The sequence below is a fragment of the Paracoccus sp. R86501 genome (assembly GCF_042466435.1).
Taxonomy (GTDB): domain Bacteria; phylum Pseudomonadota; class Alphaproteobacteria; order Rhodobacterales; family Rhodobacteraceae; genus Paracoccus.
The window spans coordinates 2,886,602-2,906,076 of sequence record NZ_JAXHPZ010000001.1 but is presented as its reverse complement, the minus strand read 5'-3'; the positions used below and the strand labels follow the sequence as shown (position 1 = coordinate 2,906,076).

General features: G+C 58.8%; 16 protein-coding genes. 3 read left to right on the top strand and 13 right to left on the bottom strand.

The window, feature by feature from the left end; translation table 11 throughout:
• Window positions 1-331: 331 nt before the first annotated feature.
• Genes cynS through SJY40_RS14190 form a run of 4 tightly spaced genes read right to left on the bottom strand, consistent with a single transcriptional unit; the run spans window position 332 to window position 3,942 of the window.
• Window positions 332-802, bottom strand: coding sequence for a cyanase (gene cynS, locus SJY40_RS14205; RefSeq protein ID WP_378947805.1), 471 nt, complete (start codon window positions 800-802; stop codon window positions 332-334).
• 24 nt (window positions 803-826) lie between these two features.
• A complete protein-coding gene (locus tag SJY40_RS14200) occupies window positions 827-1,723 on the bottom strand; it encodes an ABC transporter ATP-binding protein (protein WP_378947802.1) in 897 nt (298 codons plus the stop codon).
• Window positions 1,724-1,735: 12 nt separating this feature from the next.
• Window positions 1,736-2,572: a nitrate ABC transporter permease gene (ntrB, locus tag SJY40_RS14195; protein ID WP_378947799.1), complete on the bottom strand. Its 837-nt coding sequence runs from the start codon at window positions 2,570-2,572 to the stop codon at window positions 1,736-1,738.
• Window positions 2,569-3,942 (bottom strand): CmpA/NrtA family ABC transporter substrate-binding protein, encoded by a 1,374-nt coding sequence (locus SJY40_RS14190; RefSeq protein WP_378947796.1) that lies wholly within the window; start codon window positions 3,940-3,942, stop codon window positions 2,569-2,571. The genes ntrB and SJY40_RS14190 overlap by 4 nt, the downstream gene beginning before the upstream one ends.
• Before the next feature lie 203 nt (window positions 3,943-4,145).
• Here SJY40_RS14190 and SJY40_RS14185 point away from each other — a divergent pair, with 203 nt between their 5' ends.
• A complete protein-coding gene (locus tag SJY40_RS14185) occupies window positions 4,146-5,984 on the top strand; it encodes a sigma-54 interaction domain-containing protein (RefSeq protein WP_378947794.1) in 1,839 nt (612 codons plus the stop codon).
• A 751-nt stretch (window positions 5,985-6,735) separates the two neighbouring features.
• On the opposite strand, the gene SJY40_RS14180 is transcribed toward SJY40_RS14185, so the two are convergent.
• Window positions 6,736-8,691 carry a hypothetical protein gene (locus tag SJY40_RS14180; RefSeq protein ID WP_378947791.1) on the bottom strand — a complete coding sequence of 652 codons (1,956 nt, stop codon included), beginning with the start codon at window positions 8,689-8,691 and terminating at the stop codon, window positions 6,736-6,738.
• A 937-nt stretch (window positions 8,692-9,628) separates the two neighbouring features.
• On the opposite strand from SJY40_RS14180, the gene SJY40_RS14175 reads away from it, so the two are divergent.
• On the top strand, window positions 9,629-9,904 hold the full coding sequence (locus SJY40_RS14175; protein ID WP_378947788.1) for a hypothetical protein: 276 nt from the start codon (window positions 9,629-9,631) through the stop codon (window positions 9,902-9,904).
• Between the two features lie 36 nt (window positions 9,905-9,940).
• Here the strand turns inward: SJY40_RS14175 and SJY40_RS14170 are convergent, their stop codons facing one another.
• The 6 genes from SJY40_RS14170 to SJY40_RS14145 all read right to left on the bottom strand — a co-directional run bounded on the left by SJY40_RS14170 (window position 9,941) and on the right by SJY40_RS14145 (window position 17,073).
• A complete protein-coding gene (locus tag SJY40_RS14170; protein ID WP_378947785.1) occupies window positions 9,941-10,714 on the bottom strand; it encodes a hypothetical protein in 774 nt (257 codons plus the stop codon).
• A complete protein-coding gene (locus tag SJY40_RS14165; protein ID WP_378947782.1) occupies window positions 10,711-11,310 on the bottom strand; it encodes a lysozyme inhibitor LprI family protein in 600 nt (199 codons plus the stop codon). Before SJY40_RS14165 ends, SJY40_RS14170 begins: the two co-directional genes overlap by 4 nt.
• Before the next feature lie 7 nt (window positions 11,311-11,317).
• Complete coding sequence (locus SJY40_RS14160) at window positions 11,318-12,484, bottom strand: DUF4236 domain-containing protein (RefSeq protein ID WP_378947779.1); 1,167 nt, start codon at window positions 12,482-12,484, stop codon at window positions 11,318-11,320.
• Window positions 12,485-13,072: 588 nt separating this feature from the next.
• A complete protein-coding gene (locus SJY40_RS14155) occupies window positions 13,073-13,594 on the bottom strand; it encodes a GIY-YIG nuclease family protein (RefSeq protein ID WP_378947776.1) in 522 nt (173 codons plus the stop codon).
• A 315-nt stretch (window positions 13,595-13,909) separates the two neighbouring features.
• A complete protein-coding gene (locus tag SJY40_RS14150) occupies window positions 13,910-16,297 on the bottom strand; it encodes a hypothetical protein (protein WP_378947773.1) in 2,388 nt (795 codons plus the stop codon).
• Between the two features lie 359 nt (window positions 16,298-16,656).
• A complete protein-coding gene (locus tag SJY40_RS14145) occupies window positions 16,657-17,073 on the bottom strand; it encodes a helix-turn-helix domain-containing protein (protein ID WP_119808808.1) in 417 nt (138 codons plus the stop codon).
• Between the two features lie 107 nt (window positions 17,074-17,180).
• On the opposite strand from SJY40_RS14145, the gene SJY40_RS14140 reads away from it, so the two are divergent.
• Entirely contained in the window at window positions 17,181-17,927 is a 747-nt protein-coding gene (locus SJY40_RS14140; RefSeq protein ID WP_378947770.1) for an SDR family oxidoreductase, read from the top strand.
• A gap of 229 nt (window positions 17,928-18,156) precedes the next feature.
• Here SJY40_RS14140 and SJY40_RS14135 read toward each other — a convergent pair whose 3' ends face one another.
• A complete protein-coding gene (locus SJY40_RS14135; RefSeq protein ID WP_119808551.1) occupies window positions 18,157-18,789 on the bottom strand; it encodes a tyrosine-type recombinase/integrase in 633 nt (210 codons plus the stop codon).
• A gap of 104 nt (window positions 18,790-18,893) precedes the next feature.
• A complete protein-coding gene (locus tag SJY40_RS14130) occupies window positions 18,894-19,211 on the bottom strand; it encodes a DUF1992 domain-containing protein (protein WP_378947766.1) in 318 nt (105 codons plus the stop codon).
• Between the last annotated feature and the right edge of the window lie 264 nt (window positions 19,212-19,475).

The following is a 19,475-nucleotide window of genomic DNA, read 5'->3' as shown; positions in this document are numbered from 1 at the left end:
AGAATTGCTGCTAAGAGGCGCCTAAAGAGACATCCAGACAGGCGCGTCCTGTTTGAGGCCTGCCGGTTCACACTGGTCGCAGGACAAAGTATCCGGCCATGGCTTCGTCGTGCTCCTGAACTGCAGTCGTTCCAGCTCGTCGATATTGCCGCGCCCAGGGGCATGGACCATCTTCACCAGATCGACGAAGCTCAGGCCAAGCGGGGTCAGTCGGTATCCACCGCCGGCGAAATCGCCCAACCGGCGATCAGACGTCGAGTATCATCGCAGGATCCGCTTCATCCAAAACGTCGGCGGAGCAGCCGAAGCTCTCGACCGCTCCACCCCGATCTCACCAAGCGTTGTAGCCGAGATACTTGCCCGACATCTCCAGCTTCACGCGGTCGCCCTTGGGGTTGGGCTCACGGGTCAGGTGCATCTCGAAGTCGATCGCGGACATGATGCCGGTGCCGAACTTCTCCTCGATCAGCGCCTTGATGGTCGGGCCGTAGACGCCGACGATCTCGTAAAGGCGATAGATGCAGGGATCGGTCGGGACCGCCTGGCTCCAGATCTTGGTCGGCGGCTCGGAGAGCAGCTCGGCCGCGCCGGGCTCTAGATCCAGCACCTTCGCTAGCGCCTCGGCCTTTTCCTGCGGGAAGGCGTTCATGCCCATGGTGGCGGAATGGGTGAAGACAGGGGACATGCCGATGGCCTTGGCCAAGGCCTCCCAGGTCATGCCGGCGACCTTGCGGGCGGAAAGGATCTGGGCGGTGACGTCCTCGCGGGTCAGCGCGCTCGGCAGATGGGTCTGGTCTTTCATGATGGTCTCCTTCTTGAAATGGGGTCAGGGGTGGACGGCGCGGAGGCGCGCCGGCTCGGGGGCGCCGGGACCGGTCAGGTCGATCCGGACGGTTTCGGGGGATTGCGGCCGGCCCTCGGAGGGCACCCCCGCCAGCTCTTTCGAGCGCTTGCCGAGGAACTGCACCAGATGGTTGCGGATCGCGTAATAGTTCGAATGCTCGACGATGCCCGTGCGCTCGCGCGGGCGGGGGATGGTGATCTCGACAGACTCCGCCACGCGGGCAAAAGGTCCGTTCGACATCAAGAGGATGCGGTCGGCCAGAAGGATCGCCTCGTCGATGTCATGGGTGATCATGAAGACGGTCTGCCCCGTGCCGGACCAGATCTTCAGCAGCTCGTCCTGGATCGTGCCCCGCGTCAGCGCGTCAAGCGCGCCGAAGGGCTCGTCCAGCAAGAGCAGCTTCGGATGATTGGCGAAGGCCCGCGCGATGGACACGCGCTGGCGCATCCCGCCCGAAAGCTGCTTTGGCTTGCGGTCGATGGCCTCGCCCTTGAGGCCTACCATCGCCAGGTATTCCCGCGCCCGCTCGTCGATGCGGGCGCGGCTCCAGTCCGGGTGCCGGGCCCGCACGCCGAAGCGGACATTGCCGAGCGCGGAAAGCCAAGGCAGCAGCGAGTAGTTCTGGAACACCACGCCCCGGTCGAGGCTGGGGCCGGTGACCTCGCTGCCGTCCATAGCAACGACGCCCGAGGTCGGCTCAGCCAGCCCCGCCAAGATGTTCATGATCGTAGACTTGCCGCAGCCGGAATGGCCGAGGATGCAGACGAACTCGCCGCGTTCGATGCCGAAGCTGGCATCTTCGAAGACTGTCACCTGGCCCCCCTTGCCGTCGGGAAAGCGTTGGGTCAGGCGCTCGATGCTGAGAAAGGGTTTGGTCATGATGTGCTCCTGTCACTCGGCATAGGCCAGACGCCGGCTCAAGAGCCCGAAGGCGCTGTCCAGGATCATGCCGACGATGCCGATCATGAGGATCGAGAAGATGACCGAGGCCAAGTCCAGGTTGTTCCACTCGTTCCAGACGTAATATCCAATGCCGGTTCCGCCCACGAGCATCTCGGCCGCGACGATGACCAGCCAGGCGATGCCGATGGAAATGCGCATGCCCGTGATGATGGTCGGCGCGGCGGCGGGCAGGATCACGGTCAGCGCGGTGCGCAGGGCGCCCAGCTCATGCGTGCGGGCGACGTTCACCCAGTCCTGCCGCACGCCGGCCACGCCAAAGGCGGTGTTCAGCAACATCGGCCAGATCGAGCAGATGAAGATCACGAAGATCGCGCTTGCCTCGCTGTCCTGGATCACGAACAGCGCCAGCGGCATCCAGGCCAGCGGCGAGATCGGCCGCAGCACCTGGATGAACGGGTTCAGCGCCTTATAGGCGACGGGCGACATGCCGATCAGGAAGCCGAGCGGGATCGCCAGCGCCGCCGCCAGCCCGTAGCCGGTCAGCACCCGGCCAAGCGAATGGGCCAGCTGGATGCCGATGCCCTTGTCGTTGGGGCCGGCGTCGTAGAAGGGGTTGCTCAGCTGCTCCCACGCCTTTGCCGCGACCTGCGAGGGGGCGGGGATGCCCGCGCGGGGGCTGCCGCCCCCCATCAGGCGTTCATACTCGGTCATCTCGCCCGCGGCCTGCTGCGCGGGGATCGAGACCTCCCACGCGATGAGCCCGACGGCCAGGATCAGCAGCGACAAGAGCGCCGCCTTGCCGTTCTGCGACAGGGTCCCGCTCATGCGCCACGTCCGATCTGGAAGCTGGAGAGGTAGCCCTCGGGATCGGCGGGGTCGAAGACCTTGCCCATGATCTCGTGCGTGCGGTAGCCCTCGGCCGGGGCGTCATAGCCCAGCTCGCGCATGACGGTCCGCGCATCCGAGGCCAGATAGACCTGCTCGGCGATGCCGCGGTAATCGATATCGCCCTCGACGTAACCCCACCGCTTCATCTGCGTCAGGATCCACACGCCCATGGACTGCCAGGGGAAGGGGTCGAAATCGATCCGGTCGGGTTCCTGCCGGACGTTGCCCAGACCGTCGGCGAAGGTGCCGGTCAGCACCTGCTCGATCACCGGCACCGGCTGGTTGAGGTAATTGGTCGGCGCGATGGCCTCGGCGATCTCGGTCCGGTTCGCGGGGTCCGAGGCGTAATGCGTCGCGTCGATGATGGCCCGCAGAAGCGCGCCATAGGTGTTCGGCATCTCGGCTGCGAAGCGCGCCGGGGCGGCAAAGGCGCAGCAGGGATGGCCCTCCCAGATCTCCTTGGTCAGCAGGTGGATGAAGCCCAGCCCCTCCCAGACCGCGCGCTGGTTGAAGGGATCGGGCGACAGGAAGCCATCGAGGTTCCCCGCCCGCAGGTTCGCCACCATGTCGGGTGGCGGCACCACGCGGATCTGGATGTCCTGATCCGGGTCCAGGCCGTGCTCGGCGACGTAGTAGCGCAGCAGGAAGTTGTGCATCGAATATTCGAAGGGCACGCCGAAGGTCATGCCCTTCCATTGCTGCGGATCGCGCTTGTCCAGATGCTGGTTCGACAGCACGATGGCTTGCCCGTTGATGTTCTCGACCGCCGGCATGATGAAGGGCTGCGCGGTGGACCCCGCGCCCATGGTCATCGCCAGCGGCATCGGCGTCAGCATGTGGCTGGCGTCGTATTCGCCCGACAGCGACTTGTCGCGGGCGACGGCCCAACCGGCGGTCTTGATCACCTCGACATTCAGGCCATAGCGCGAATAAAAGCCCATCGGCTCGGCCATGATGATCGGCGTGGCGCAGGTGATCGCGACGAAGCCTATGTTGAGGTCTGTCTTTTCGGGCGTGCCGAGCGTTTCCAGCACCGCCGCCTTGGCCTTGTCCAAGGACAGCACCGAGGCCAGCGCCGCCGCGACCGCGCCGCTGCCGACCATGCCCATGAAGGACCGGCGCGAGACGTCGCTATGGCCGAAAACCGACCGGACCAGCGCGCTTTCGACCGCGCGCTCGACCATCTCGTCCGTGCTGGCCGGCAGGGTCGATCGCGCCACCTTGGTGCATCCGGTGCAGCTGCAGCTGGCGCCGTGACGCAAATCGGTCTCTGCCGAGAAGGGATCACCCAATGCCTTGATCGTCATCCTAAGCCTCTTCTGATGTCTGTCCTCCACAGCATCGCGGGTCATGGGACGGGTGTTAACGAAAAATGAATGACGGCGAAGGCATGCGAAAACTCAATTAAATCATCGTGCAATTAGGCCATCCAACTACTACCGGCTTACGAAATATCGTTACTTACGAAAAATCGTTTGACGTTTCGCACGGTCCTACGAATTATCGGGGCATGACCGCTGGCTTTGATTCCCGACTTCGGCTGCCCGTTCCGACACTGGTTCTCGACCTGGGGTTGGACCGGCTCATTTCGGCGAACGCGCCCGCGCAGGCGCTGCTGCGGCTTGGCCCCGCGCCCCTGCCCTTTGCCCGGCATCTGGGGTCGGCCTTGCCCCGCTTTCTCGTCTTTCTGGACGAGGTCGCGCATCGCGGCGCGGGCTGGACGCGCGACATCCCGCTGACCACCGCCGGCGGCGAGGCCCTGCGGCTGGAGATCCGCGCAAGCCTCGACGCCGCCGCGCCCGAGCGGCTGTCGATGATCCTTCTCGATCTGGACGAACTCGACGCGCGAGCCGAGGCGACCGAGGCGCAGCGCAGCTTTCGCCACGGCCTTGGCGAATGGAAACGCGCCCAGACCTTCTTTTCCGAACTCGAGCGGCAGAACCAGCTGATCCTGAACGCCGCCGGCGAGGGGATCTATGGCGTCAATGCCGAGGGCGAGACGACCTTCGTGAACCGCGCCGCGCAAGAGATGCTGGGCTGGACCGCCGCCGATCTGCTGGGCCGGGACATCCATTCCATCATCCATCACCACCATCTGGACGGGCGCGGCTATCCCGAGCATGACTGCCCGATCTATCGCAGCTTCCGCTTCGAGCAGGTCCACCGGATCGAGGACGAGGTGTTCTGGCGCAAGGACGGCAAGCCGATCCGCGTCGAATATGTCTCGACCCCGATCTACGACCAGAAGGTGCTGGCCGGGGCGGTGGTGATCTTCCGCGACATCACCGAACGCTACGAGAACGAGCGCCGGCTGCGCGAGGCCCTGGCCGAGGTCGCCGCCCTCCGCGACCGCCTGGAACAGGAAAACGCCTATCTGCAAGAGACCATCACGTCAGAGCGGGCGCATCACGAGATCATCGGCGCCTCGGACGCGGTCCAGCAGATCCTGACGCGCATCGCGCTGGTCGCCCCGACCGAGGCGCCGGTGACGATCACCGGCGAGCCCGGCACCGGCAAGTCGCTGGTGGCGACCGCGATCCACACGGCCAGCCGTCGCAGCCGCCGCGCGCTGATCCACTTGAAATGCAGCGCCCACGCCCCTGAGGCGCTGGAGATTGAGCTTTTCGGCCATATCCGATCCCATGCGCTTGGCACGCAGCGGGACCGGCCCGGCAAGCTGGAACTGGCGCATGGCGGCACGCTGTTTCTCGAGGATCTGGCCGAGCTACCGCTGGACCTTCAGGGCCGCCTTCTCGCTGCGCTACAGGCGGGCGAGGTCACCCGGCTTGGTGATGCCCGCGCCCGGCCACTTGACGCCCGCGTCGTCGTCGCGCTGTCCCGCCCGGTCGAGGCCGAGGTCGCCGCCGGGCGCCTGCGCACCGATCTGGCGCTCTTCCTCAACGTCTTCCCGCTGCCCTGCCCGCCGCTGCGGGACCGGCGCGACGATATCCCCTTGCTGGTCGATCACCTTCTGGCGGTGACCTGCCGCCGCATGAACCGGCAACGTCCCGTCGTGACCACGCGGGTGATGCAGCGCCTCATGGCCTATGACTGGCCCGGCAATGTCCGCGAGCTGCGCAACGTGATCGAGCGGGCGGTAATCCTGACCGCCGGCGGCAAGCTAGTTCTCGACCTCGGAGCGCCCGTGCCGGTGACCGGCCCCAACAATCTCGTGCGGACCGAGGCCGAGATGCAGCAGGCGATCCGGCAAAACCTGATTGCGGCGCTGCAAGAGGCGCAGGGGCGCATCTCGGGACCGCTCGGAGCGGCAGCCCTGCTCGGGCTCCCCCCCACCACGCTTTCCTCCCGCATGCAGAAGCTTGGCATCAAGGATCATGACTGGGCATGAGAGCCAAAACTGAACCTTTACCTCAGAGTGAAGCAGCGCCTGGAAGCACTTGGACTGTGCTGGCGAGCAGTGGTTAAGTGGAAGAGCGGCGCACGATGGCACCGTTTTATTCTGGTGGCACAGCGAGCCTGTTGCCATGATCGAACGGGAAATCTTTAGCATCCGGCGGTCCATGGATCGGGGAGTAGCTCAGATACGGAAGCCGCAGACACGGCCATTAGGTGCGCCAGATTCAGGAACGACGGCGACCGTGCCGAACCGCCTGATAATGTTGCAGCATCGCGACCGCGCTATCGCTGAGAGCGGACGCTCGCTAGGACGAAGGGCAATGAACCCTACGGTCAACAGGATGGGCGGGGAGCGGTCTGAGGGCGGTGCGGCGAACCGACGGGCTCACGCCACAGAAGCGGACATTCGTCGTCGGCGCAGCACGGCCAGCGCCTGGTCCGTCACAAAGGGCGGTGAGCGGACTTGCGGCGGCGCGGCGAACCAGCGGCCTCAGAACGCAGGAGCGGTCATTTGTTGCAAGCGCAGCACCGTTGGCGCTTTGACCGACCCGAAGGGCGGAAAGCGGAAGTTCGCTGCACACGCGCAAACGCCTCGAGTTTTCCTTGGAGGCGGACTTTCAGCCTCCCCTTCACTACCGGAGACTGCAGCAGGCCACACTAAGGGACTTAACGTTGCGGAAAATCAACCCGCAGTGCTACGCAGGAAATGCCTACCGCTTACGTCGTTGGTGCGATTTTCTTAATTAGGACTTGTACCGCTCCCGCATTTCCTTGTCGAACTTGACCATGTCGAGGACGTATGAGGAGAAGGCAAGCTCCCGGGATCCGATCGAGTAGCGCCAGGATCGGGCATCAAGCACCGCCAATTGGTCGGAAGCGATAGACTTCGGGCCAAGATATCTGGTGAGGTCGGCGGTTTGGAAATCGGGCCCGAGCCAAAATGACAGGCTCTCCTCTTTCGATCCGTTTCTCGCAGCGATCCTTCCGCTCTTCAGCACATTGATCAGTTCGTGTGCTTGCCGTATCGGGTGCCCATTTAGACTTGCGCCGTGGAACACCCGGTTTGCAATGACAATGCCGGTGTGAACCGTACACTTGGAGCTGACTTTCCAACCAAGCCTTTTGAATAGCTGTGACTGGTTCAAAGGGTCTACCAAGATGTCCTGGCGCTTGTCGAGCTGCTTCGCAGCGCTGCGGATGTGCTCCCAGCTGTTCCGCATCTCATGGACAGACACTGGATGATAAGCGTTCTTGCATTCGAAAAGTATGAGCGCGTCTTCGCGTCTTGCGACGATATCGAGTTCCAAATTCTGTCCGGCGATCTTCGCGTTCAAGTCGCTTGCGACCTCGAACCCTGCGGAGCGGAGCGCCTCGGTGACAGAGTGAACCATAAGGTCCTTCGAGCCGATCGCGGTCGACCGGCGGCCGTTGGCGACGATGGTGTTGCGGACGAGGTTGGAGACCGCCACAACATGCGGTGCGATCATATAGAAGTCACCAATGTCTACGAATGGACGATACTGGAGATCGAGATGCCCATCTCTAGGAACCATCTTCAAAAGCTCGATAACTTCACGTGCCTTGTCCTCGTTGCCAAGGATGAGCCGCATGTGCTTAACCATCGCATCGTGCGGAATAGCCAAGAGTGTCGACGTTAGGGTCAACTCTTCGCGCTCGACTAGGTCTTGGATATTTTCCAGTTGACGCTGGTACGCGCAACTTATAAACTTGAAGTAGCGCTGCACCTTGAGAACGTCCAGCGATGAGATTTGGTCTGTGATGGGGAAGACAAGGTCGTCGAACGTACCGAAGTGGTTGACGTCCAGTTCCATGAGCATCTGGATCTCATCTCGAAACAGCTCATCGGTTGCGAACCAGGAGCCGAAGACTGCCGGGATTATAGGCATCATTAGGATCAGACGTCTTACGGGATGATCATTCATCTCAAGCAGTTTATCGAAGCTGCCGCGGTCAAACCCCGTGTCTATCAGCGTTCGGATAGAGGTTGGCTGATCTGCTTCCTGCAGGTGGAACTGCCGAATAAAAGCTTGGGTTCGATGCTGTATGAAGCCAAGGCGCACCGCACGTTCGACGTCCGGATCAATTGAGGAGATCTTGACCTCCTCCCCTTCGCGGTTCGCACGGTATGGCAACCCATCGATGAGTTGCTCCGCCTCCCTGAATTTTGCCAGACGAATTGCGGCGACCAACAGTCGTTCATAGACGAGTGCATTTTTTCCCGCGGCATCGGTGTCCACATGTGCGAAGGAAATACCATCGACCGGGAACATAGATGCGTAGATATGTAATATGAACGATGCTGCCTCAGCGTACTCCTCGGAAGAGTAACGCCTACTATCTAACGAACTGGCTTCGTGGTCGTTGATCCATTCACGATAGAAAAGATTATTGATCAATACGAAGACGGTTTTCAGCACCACCGTACGGTGCGCCCTCACCTTCATCTCGATTTCTTTTTTCAGCGTTTGTGCGTTTCCCGCGACGCGCGTCAGTGCCTCGACCGACTCCAGGTAAGCGATCCGATCCGGCGACATTGCGAAAACTTCACGGACGCCGAGTACCGCCTTAGCGATCCTGCCAATCAGGGAACCTCTGTATTCGTATCGCGACGCACGCAGCACGCCATTGCGCCGCAAACAGGAAATGGCGTGGTCGGGTTCGAGGAAGATCATCGCCATTGCTGTAGCTATCGCCTCACGCGGCCGATTTTCATCTAGGTGCTCCGCGAGCACCGAAACATGCGCCTTTATGTCTGCCGAAAGCGCCTTTGCCACTGGAGGTCTTTCCTCCTTTCGGAGCAGGGACACCATGGACGCCTGTGTCTTGGCAGCAAGCAAGCGGCCGATGAGGTCGGATACTAACGACGTCTGGATCACATTATATTCTTTGTGTATTGGGCACCGTCGCAGACAGTATGATGTGTGAGTTTATCGCTCGCTAGACCCGACTGTATATTTCGCGCAGACAGTCTTCTGAATGAGCGCTTGCAACCATGTAGTTGCCCGGCAACGGATCGGTAGCCGCACCACCAGTCGTGAAGCATGATGAAACAGCGCCTTTCAGGGCTGGCGTAGAGCCGTCGAGTGACCGAGAATAAGGAGAAAAGCGGAGGCCGCTGTGGAGGTGGTCGAAAGGCATCAGGGGGTGGCCTAGCCTGTTGGAAGGAATTCTACCCACCAAGCCCTTTCGGCGAAAACGTCAAGTTGCATAGGTAGCTTGCGCAGTATCCGATGCTAAAGCTTCCAATCAGTGAGTTGATTTCTGTTCCCATGGCAAGTCCTCCTATGATTGACATCGGCCCAATGCCGAAAGTTCCAAACGCGTAGAGGATGCCGGTCGCCAGAAGCAAAACAGCAATTATCGACTTAAGAGAATGACGCTTTCCACACGGCGTTTCCGCCGAAAGAGCTCGTAACCGGATATGAGTTCGCGAATATCGTTTTTCAAGTACCTCGCTGAATGACCGCTTTGGCAAAGCTACACTGCGGCGCGGTTCATGCTCAAGTACGTCCGGTCAGGGCCGAAAGTGCGGGTGGAGGCCCCGTCGCACCGTTACATTCGACGGGGACGGCTGAACGGCATAAAGAGCCCAAACTTCTAAATGCCGCGCTTCGAGTGAATTTCCGCTTCGGTGGACAGCGCCACATGCCCGACTTTTGCGCCGACCGCGCATCAGCCCGCACCAGGAAAGCGCCAGAGCGTATTCGGAGGACTGTCACCGTGAAGATGGGATACGATGCCTTCCAGGGAGCCCCTGTCAACGACGTGATGGCGGCCGGTCTGCTGGACGGCGCTGAGGACTACGTCGAGAGGATAAACCCTGATGCTGTCATCAAGTTTGGGGTCGAGTGCGTGACCGAGGCTATCAAGGCCAAGATTGGCGAGATCTGATTCGAGCTATATTTGGAATGAAAAAAGCCCCGCTGATCAGCGGGGCTTTTTCACATGTTTACGGCCGAACCTGTCGACCGGCTTGGCCGACAGAATGTCCGGACGATATTCGTCCCCCGTCCACCGGTCCAGATAAGGGTCATCGGGCCTCTCGCAGAAGTCGATCCAAGCGGAACCGAAAGGGTTGACGAAATCGCCCAGAGCCTCCCGGCTTTCCTTGTAAAGCGGGATCCAAACGGCCCGTGCGATATCGTCTCCAGTGTCGTGATATACGTTTGGAGTTGTGTAGACGAAGCCGTCTACATGGCAGGATGAGAGGTTTAACGCGGCTTCGCTTAGGATGCTGAGGACAACCTGAGGAGAAAGCCCAAAATTTTTGTTGTTTGCAAAGATCGCCAATCCGAACGCATCAGGATCATTTAATAGGCGCTTCGTCGCTGCAATCTGCTTGTTCGCCTTGCGCATCGCTTGGCGCAAGGGGTTTGCGATCTTCTGGCGGAGGCGGGCCGCCACTCGATCTGGCATAGGTTCTTCTCCGAAGAGAAAGCCCTTTAGATCATTTCTTGAATACCCGAAGTGAGTGAATGCTTCGTAGACGCGCTGCGGATACGAATCCCTAGAGTCCGTTTCCATGCACTTCAATTCAGCGATGACATGATCGTCCGGGAAATAGTAATCGGCGTTCAGTGCCATGTCCGGCTGATCTGGAACGAGATCTCGTACCAGCTTACCATTCCTAAAGGTCGGCACAAACTTGTTGAATTCAGGCTCTATGTCGATGAACGTCGGCCGCCAGACTGCTGCGGTCATTGCTGAATTTGCTCATCATAGATCCGTCGGAGTTCAGCCGTCCTGGTAGTAACTAAATTCTCCACCTCGCCATGATAGACCATAGGCCGCATCGACCCGCGGTGATACGCTTCTGCCGCGAACTTCGCCTGTCTCTTCGCGTATTCTTCCCAGGCCGCTTGGGCCATCGGCAGCACTGCCTTCTGCTCATCCGTTATAAATTCGGCAATCTCGATCTGCCGAAGGATCCGGTTCATCTGGACGCGCGCTACTTCCGCCCGATCCGCTGCATCCTCATTGAGTTCGAGCTGAGTTTGATGAGCCACTATCTTTTCCACCTGCGTTTCCACGAACGCGTTCTGCTGACTTCTCAGCACAGCCATGAAATGTTCGACATTCTGGTCTGCATGCCGGGCCAAATTTGGATCGTATCCCATCGCACCGAGCTTCTCCATGATTTCGAGACGGGCTCGATTATCTTCAAGGTTTGCTTTCCGCTGCTCCGACGGGGAAAAGCGCCGCATCCAGTCCGTTGTCGCCGGTGCAACGACGGACCTGACAGCGTCCACAATTAGGCCAAAAACGAAACCCCCAAGCCATGTTAAAAGCGCGGACATTTACCTTTTATGCCTCTTTCGTAATCAAAAGAGGTTCGGCGTTCTTTAGCTCTTTAGTGACGCGGCCGAGTTCCGTCACGGCGGTTCCGTAGGCTCCGCTGATGCCGTGCTTGGAGACCTGAAGCAGCCCCTTGAAGCCGCCATCGTTCACCATACCGATCTCTTCGAACAGGCAGATCGGCAGCTGGCGGTTGTCCTTAAAGCGGCGATCAGGTCCGCCCTTCTTGTTGACGTATTTCCAAGTCTGGCCAACAATTGTTGCGTCCGAAGGGGCGGTGTCCATGATCATGCGTTGATCGCGGATTGCGGTGCGGATGGTCTCGTAACGGACCGCGCCGAACCGCTTGTTCTCCTCGATCAGGATGCAGTCAGGGAAAAAGTAGCATTTCTTCCCGTCGATCATGATGACGGGAGGCGTGACGTTCGACGCCACCCCGGGCGGAAGCGCGTAGGTTACGGACGTTTCCTTTTTGTCCACCAAGGCCGATGCGCCAGAGTTCTTCTTCCAAGCATGAAGGTTTGTGATGTCACCCTTCGCCTTCACAAACCAGACCTTGCTTGATCCGGCGATCCGGTCGATCGCCCCGACAAGCGCCTTATACCTTTCCTCGGCCGCTGGCTCGAGGTTGTATGCGAACACAACGTTTCGCCGCGGGATGTCGAGCATGTTGCCAATCGCGTAGGCGGCAACAAGCAACGCCGCAAAAATTCCTATGGCGACGGGGTTTTGCGACACGAATGAAAAGAAGAGGCCGACCGCCGCGCCGCCGCAAAGTATGAGCGTATAAGATGGGCGCTCGCGTGCATCGTTAAGGCTACTCAGGGCTTCCGAATGACTTTCCGACAAGAGGACGTCCGCCTCCGCCGAAAGGATGCGGCGCATCAGGACCCCGTCATCCGTCATGTATGTTGGCAGCTTGTCGTCACGGGCTATCCTGGCAATTTCGGACCGGTAGTCCGTCGTGTCATTCGCCGGGGCCGACTTTGGCTTTCTCCCGAGCCCTCCCAGGGATTTCCGATAGTAGACGCCGTTCATTCCGGCGTGAATGTAATGTCCCTTCGGACCGGTCCCGATGCGAAACCCTTTCACGCCGGCCGACATCCCAAGGCCCGATTTGGACAGGTTAATCCGGAACGGACCGAGGCTGACAAAATCTCTGATGTAAAAAGGCATGAGCTACTCACAATAAAGCAAGCGCAGGTTGCACGTGAAATGCAATCCGCGCCAGATATTAAACACGAAATCAGTTCAGGAGCTGAGTGTTGGTTACTCTCAGGGCGGCATGAAGCACGGATTTGCCAACTTTCACACGTGCGGCGGCCTCACGGATTGTGAAGCCGGGCGCAATAAGCTGGCGGCACACGCTACCCTTTCCGTGTCGCAGCCATCGCCGGCCATCCTTCTGACCCCTTGCTGCTGCCGTCGTAAGTCCTGCATTCGTCCGTTCGCATAGGACTTGCGCCAAGCGGACATTTAAATGGGGCCCACGAACGGCAGCTTTGTCCCGCCAGACCGACGTATTAGTCGAACAATGCTGCGCGATGCGCGAACGGCTGCTTTTACGTCCGCACCGCAGCATTCGGACCGTGGGGCGAAGGACGGCTAAGGGCCGGTTGCGATGTCAGCAGGGGTCAGAGCCGCGCAGTCACGGGCGCGGCACCTCGAGGCCGCTTGAGGCGATGCTGACAATTTCGGCTGAAGTCGCTTCCCGTATGCGGTAAATAAAGCTTTCGGCATCATAAGTAGCGTTAACGACTGCGATCAGTCGGTGGGTGCAACCTTCGCCCGATATGTTTCCTCCCATTCCCACTGCGCAATCTGCTCCCACTTCTCTGCACCATCGAAACGCATCTTTTGAACGTTGAGCTTTGGACCCATGGCCGCAATTAAGAGCGCCTCGAGGTCACCAATCGTTGTCGAAGTGTCCTCTGTTACGTCCCTGCGTGGCTGGATTAGCGACAGCACTCCGTGGTCGTCGGAAGCCGCACCGACCGGATTGAAGCCGAACCAAGAGAAGCGGTCCCACTTGCCGTTGAGATGATCACCATGGTGGTCGCGCAGGCGCGCTCCGAGCCTGTCTCCCTTTGCCAATCCGACGTAGGCCGGACCATATTCGTCAAAGAGAATGTAAATGCCTTGCTGGCGGCGAAAATCGGCAACGCGGATGCCGGGACGGTTCTTTCCGATGCGCCCAAGCAAACGGAACTCGTTGCGATTACCCTGTCCTGGAAACCACTCGATTTCCTCTGCTCTCCAGAATAGTCCAAAACTCGTCACCTTCATCGTAGTCTTATTCCCTTATTTCCGCTCAAGCATTGCTAGTTCGAAGCGCTAGTCAACAGACGCCCAGTCAGACAATTCGCTTCGGGACATTTGAAGACCATTTATGTTTTCAGCTCAACCTTTCATCCGTCTCAACAGATCCTGTCGCCGTAGATCTCCAAGTCGTGCTGCCTGAGCAGGGCAGGTAGAGTTGGAGAGATTACTGCTGCCTGACTTGAGATAGTGGTGCGTCTAAGAACGAGCGAACGTTTCCTAAGATCCTCGTTGCGGGTCGAAGTCAAATGCGAAGGTCGGCAATGGGCCGTCAGGCAGCTTTTAGCGCTCGCCGGGGATCAGGTTCTGACAGACCCTAAGCGAGACCGGCGCTGCTAGTCGCGACGCTTCGACTGATAACGTCACTTCAACAGGTGCCGATGGGCCATCGGAAGCTTGGGTCGATGCAAGAGTATCAGCAGCTTTGTCTTGACGCACCTGTAGCGGCAGAACCATCTCTCCGAGAAGGCCATCCGTCGCGATCAAATGTGAGTCAATGTTCATTCGACCTGTCCCGCCAAAGAAGCGGTCTGAGCGGACCCTGAGATGCTGCTTCAATGCGACGTCGATTTCGGGACTATCGCCAAAGTCGATATCTTGGTTCGGTGCAGTGCGGAAGGTGAAGCCTCGCTCCTTGGTCGTGGATTGCCGCTCTAGATCAACGATTTGTCCCCCGATCCTGACCGAGCCCGAGACGGCGCGATCGGCGCGATCATCTGCGCGGAAATTTCCTCTCAGCATCAAGCCAGATACCCTGAACGAATGGGCTTTCTCGTCGAGTTCCTTGAGCATCTCATCCGCCATGGGCTTGAGAACCAGATCTTCGGATGCTTTGCCCAGATCGGCCCGGAAGGCGGCCAGGGTCGTGGTTGTCCTTGCTTCGATGCGATCCTGTATGATCTTGTAGTTGCCGATCAATTGCCCTGCCGCATCACATGTTTCGATTTGGCGATCCTTGGATAGCCCTGCGAGAGTGACATTCCTTGCTTGCTGTGGGGCGATCCTATGGAGTTCGGCAGCCCTCTGCACAAGGTTCTCCCGTAGTATTAGAGCAACGCCAGCCTTCTGTTCATCAATCGTCTCACGCAGCTGGGCCTCGAACTCGTCTCGGTGCATGGCCTCGTCCAATCGGATCATCACCATGTCGGCAGCAATCCAAGTTACGGTTGCTCCGATCACGGTGCAGGCGAGCGCAGCGGGGCCTGCGGGTGCGCAGATCGCCGTGCCAGTCCCCGCCCCCGCTAGCACCGACCCGCCCTTGATTGCCCCTTTTGCCGCCACCTTGGCCGCGATCTTTACGCCGATACTCTTGGCGAGAGCCTTGCCGAGAAGCTTCGCCCCGGCAAACCCGGCTCCAGCCGCAATGGGCTTCGTGACGGCTGCCCGCTGAGTTGCATCGGTCAGCACAATGCCAAGTGCATGCCCGAGATCGAGCGAGTCCCCCGCGACCTCGACCCCTTCCTGAAGGGAGCGCCGATACTCACTCAAGAATATCTCGTCAACTTCCTTGGCGACATTTTCCATCCGTTCTGACAGCCCCGCGGCCAGCCTACTCTCGATATCGACCTCGAACTGGCCAGCAGCGGCGACTGCAAGCTCAACATATTCGCCCGCGAGGCTGTAATGCCTTTCAGTGAAGGCGGGGATAGCAAGATAGACGTGCTCGAACGCCGCATCGATCAACCTATCGATCTGCAACTCCGCCCTCTTGGAAGCCTTTCCCGCAGCCGTCCCCAGTATATCTTCCCATTTCGCCGTTGAACCCTCGGCTGCGGTTTCGCCGTTTGTCGGTTGGTCATGCGCGCGGCGGGCGGCGATGACCTGCAATGACATGGTAACTGCCATCAGCGTCGCGATCGTTCCCCAGAAAACCCGCGAATGCAGGCGGCCAAGATCAATCGGCACAGAGCTGCCGTCCACCGCGTTCGGCATGATTCTGTCAGCCAGCAATGCCGCCGAACGTGAAACCACGATTCCGAAAAGTGCTGCATCCAAGCTGACCAAGACCGAGAGCCAGCGGTTTTCTGGATACTGGATTGCCAACCACAGTTTCAGAGTATCCAGAAAGTGCAAGGGGACCAGAATTATCCGCAGCTGATCGCTGCTATCGGGCATTGTTTCCCATGCGATCCGCGGCAAACTTTGTATGTTCGCGTCCAATAGATTTGGAGGCAAAATATCTACATTGTAAACATACCAAGCCTTCACGGCGATGACGGGAACTGCTCCGAGACAAGTTGCCAATGCGATGGCCCCACGGCGATGGAATGGGTCACGAAGCTCTCGCCCTAGCCGCCTTCTTGTGAGCAAGTAAATTGCCGAGGCCAGCACCGCCCCGACTGGGAATACCCACAACTCGCCCCTCGTCGCAGTTGCCGCCTCCCATGCAAGAAGAATGATCGCCGCGACCGTGAATGCCGTTGCGCCGAAAATCGCACCTAGCCGACCTGTCAGTATCTTCGGGCCCCATGACCTGTCCTGCCAGATGGCTTGCTGCCCGGCGCGATGACTTTGTCGGGCAATCCGCGCATGACCTGTTAACAGCAACCAAGCTAAGGGCAGTAGCAGGATCAGCATCGACGCACCCATCGGCGCTGCGATTCGCCATATCAGCAAGGACGAGCAGATGATGCAGGCAGGAATGAGCGAGCGGGCTAACGAGCGGAACATGAAATCACCATTGGCCAATCGTTAATTAGTAGCCGGTGTCATCGAGATTGTCCTCGAATATGTGCCAATTAGATGCTGCAATTAGCTTACGGGTTAGCCCGCAACATCCGATGGCACCCGGCTAGGGGGACATTCAAAAGTCGCTTCGGTATCTCCATTTAGGGGGTTCTCAGCGAACACTGTCCGCCTAACTGGCAGGCGCTGCCGGTGAATTTTTCTGCCTTGAACACGATGTCCGATTTAGGGAAGCTGCAATGCAGCAGTGCCAGTGTGTCGAGCGGCAGCTAAGGGCCGTCCACGTCCGCTAGCCAATGCTGATCTGGCTGACGCTGCGGTGCATCCGAGGTCTGCAGTGAGCCCTATCTGGCGGTTCCATCGTTCTTTTTTCGTTCGACATACTCATTGCGGGCCAGCTCAATCTTCTCCAAATTTTCTTCGGCCCAAATCCAGACACCGCAGAATGCCTTGCTCAAACCAAGTCCAAGATCCGTCAGACGATACTCGACCTTCGGAGGGACCACTGGATAGACAGTCCTGGTCACAAGCCCGTCACATTCCAATGCGCGCAAGGTCTGCGTGAGCATCTTTTGACTGATCCCTTCGCAGGCCTTGCTGAGTTCACTAAAACGGCAGCATTCCCGCTCCGTCAGGATTTCGATCAAAAGCATAGTCCACTTGTCCGCAACCCGACCGATGGTTTGTTCGACCAGGCGATCCACTGCTGGATCAGTTTCAGAGACGTTCAGCAGGTCTTGTCGTAACAGGTCGTTTGTCATGCGCTACATACTCTCTTTTGGGTAAGTATAATTCTTTTCGGTGCGTTCTTTCCCAAAGATAGCGAAAGCCACATGTGTCCTCCAGTCATCGAAAGGAACACAGAGCAATGACTTTCACCAATCGTACGATCCTTATCACTGGCGGCAATTCAGGGATTGGTCTGGCCCTCGCCGAGGCGCTGCAGTCCAAGGGAAATCGCATCATCATCACCGGGCGCAACAGTGACAGCTTGCAAGCAGCTATGCAGCGAAATCCAGAAATTTCCGGTTATCTCCTTGATGTCACAGACGAAAACTCGCTTGCGGCATTCTCCGACGCGGTCATTGCCGAACATCCTGAGCTTGATACCGTAATTCTGAACGCGGGTATTATGGAAGCAGAAGATTACACTGCCGAACGGGTTAGTCTGGACGTGGCCGAGCGCACCATCGCAACAAACCTGACCGCGCCCATTCGCCTTGCGGCAGTGCTGCTGCCCCATCTTCGAACCCAATCGCATGCGGCGTTGCTAACTGTATCTTCGGGGCTGGCCTTCGTGCCCAAGGCTGCTAACCCGGCCTATTCAGCAACCAAAGCCGCGATCCATGCTTGGACACAGGCGGTGCGCTATCAACTGCGCGATACCTCAGTGGATGTCCACGAGATTGCGCCTCCGCTTGTCGCAACAGAGTTGACGCCGGGCCAATCAGCAGTCTCCGCTGCGATGCCGCTGCAAGAATTTATCGACGAGGTCGTTGGGATTCTCGCGCTCACTGAGGTTCCAGACGAGATCTTAGTGGCCCGTGTCAATTTTCAGCGCAAAGCCGAAGCCGAAGGCCGTTACGAGGAGGCATTTTCGGCGATCAACAGCTGAGACATGAAACGGCGCGCAGCTCAGATTAGGTGACTAATCAGGTAGTACGACGAAGGGTTGAAGCGAGTTTGTAAAGCTATCAGAAATTGCGGCTTTTTCCGCGAAGCAGACTGTGACCTGCCGATCCCGCTGCGCCGAGCACGAACGTCCAGTTTCGGGAAGCTGCATGGCAGAATCTGCCAATCGTCTACTGGCAGTTCTGGGCCGTCCGTGAAGACGGCCCTGTCGTTTAGATTTCGATAGCTTCGGCGATAGCCAACGCATCTTCAAGCTCAACGCCAAGGTATCTGACAGTGCTATCCATCTTGGTATGTCCCAACAGCAGTTGGACGGCACGCAGGTTGCCGGTCTTCTTATAGATCTGGGTCACCTTCGTCCGCCGCATCGAATGCGTGCCGTATGCGCTCGCCTCCAATCCAATGGACGTCACCCAGTCACGAACTATCCGCGCATATTGGCGGGTTGATATGTGAAGCCGTTCGTGAAAACGGCCGGGCCAAAGGTACTCGGATCCGACCATCAGCGGGTCTTGCATCCATCTATCAAGCGATGCCCGTGTGCCTTCAGAGATTTCGAAGCGTACAGGTTTTTGCGTCTTGCTTTGCAGAACGGACGCGCGTTCCTTGATCTGACTGGACGCCATCACATCAACGACTTTCATCTTAACAAGATCACAACCGCGCAGCTTGCTGTCGATGGCCAGATTGAAGAGTGCCAGATCCCGCTGGTTCTCGGCCAGCTCAAGCCGAACGCGAATCGCCCAGACATGTTTGGGCTTGAGTGGTCGTTTCTGACCGACGATCCGGCCCTTGTTCCAGGCCGGACGAAGCGCGCGAATGGCGGGTAAGTTTGGTGCTTGCATGACTGATACTCCGATCCACCATGCCCTCCCCAATCGACAACCCGACGTTGACAAGACATCATATCATATGATGCTGCGTTGCATCCGAGGTCGGCTTTGAGCCCTTAGCTGCCGTAGAAGCATCGCCGCGCTTCCTGTTCAATGCTGAGGCGCAACTGAAGATCATTAAGCTTGATCATCTCTCGCTTGCGAGCCTCTTCACCCGTCGTTTCCCGCAATATTCGGGACTGCGCCTCGACGGCTTTCCGCAGTTGAATTTCGCGCGGCACCACGCCTGCGTCAGCCATAATGCGAAACCCGATAGCGTCCGCGCTTCCATCACCTTCAATATTCAGCGGTTTCCCTGCGCCTTTCAGGTTATCAAGCTGGCCCTCGGCTTGGGCCTTCAGAATTTGTCGCTCAGCAAGATCTGAAAACTTCATTTTCTGTTCCTTCTGATGACACCGGACAGGCCGCCATACGCTGCGAGACCCACCAGTTCCTTTTATACAGAGCGGCGACCTATCAGGGTCAATTTTCTATGGCCGTTCCGTCCCGCAAAGCAGACCCTCACTCCACCAAAATGCTGCACGTCGGACGAATGGCCGGTTTCGTTAAGCTGCACCGCCGCGCTCGGCCACCAAGCGAAGGTCGGCTCAGGGCCGAAAGCTGCCCGGCGATTCTAGAGATTGCTCGCTGCCGCGCCG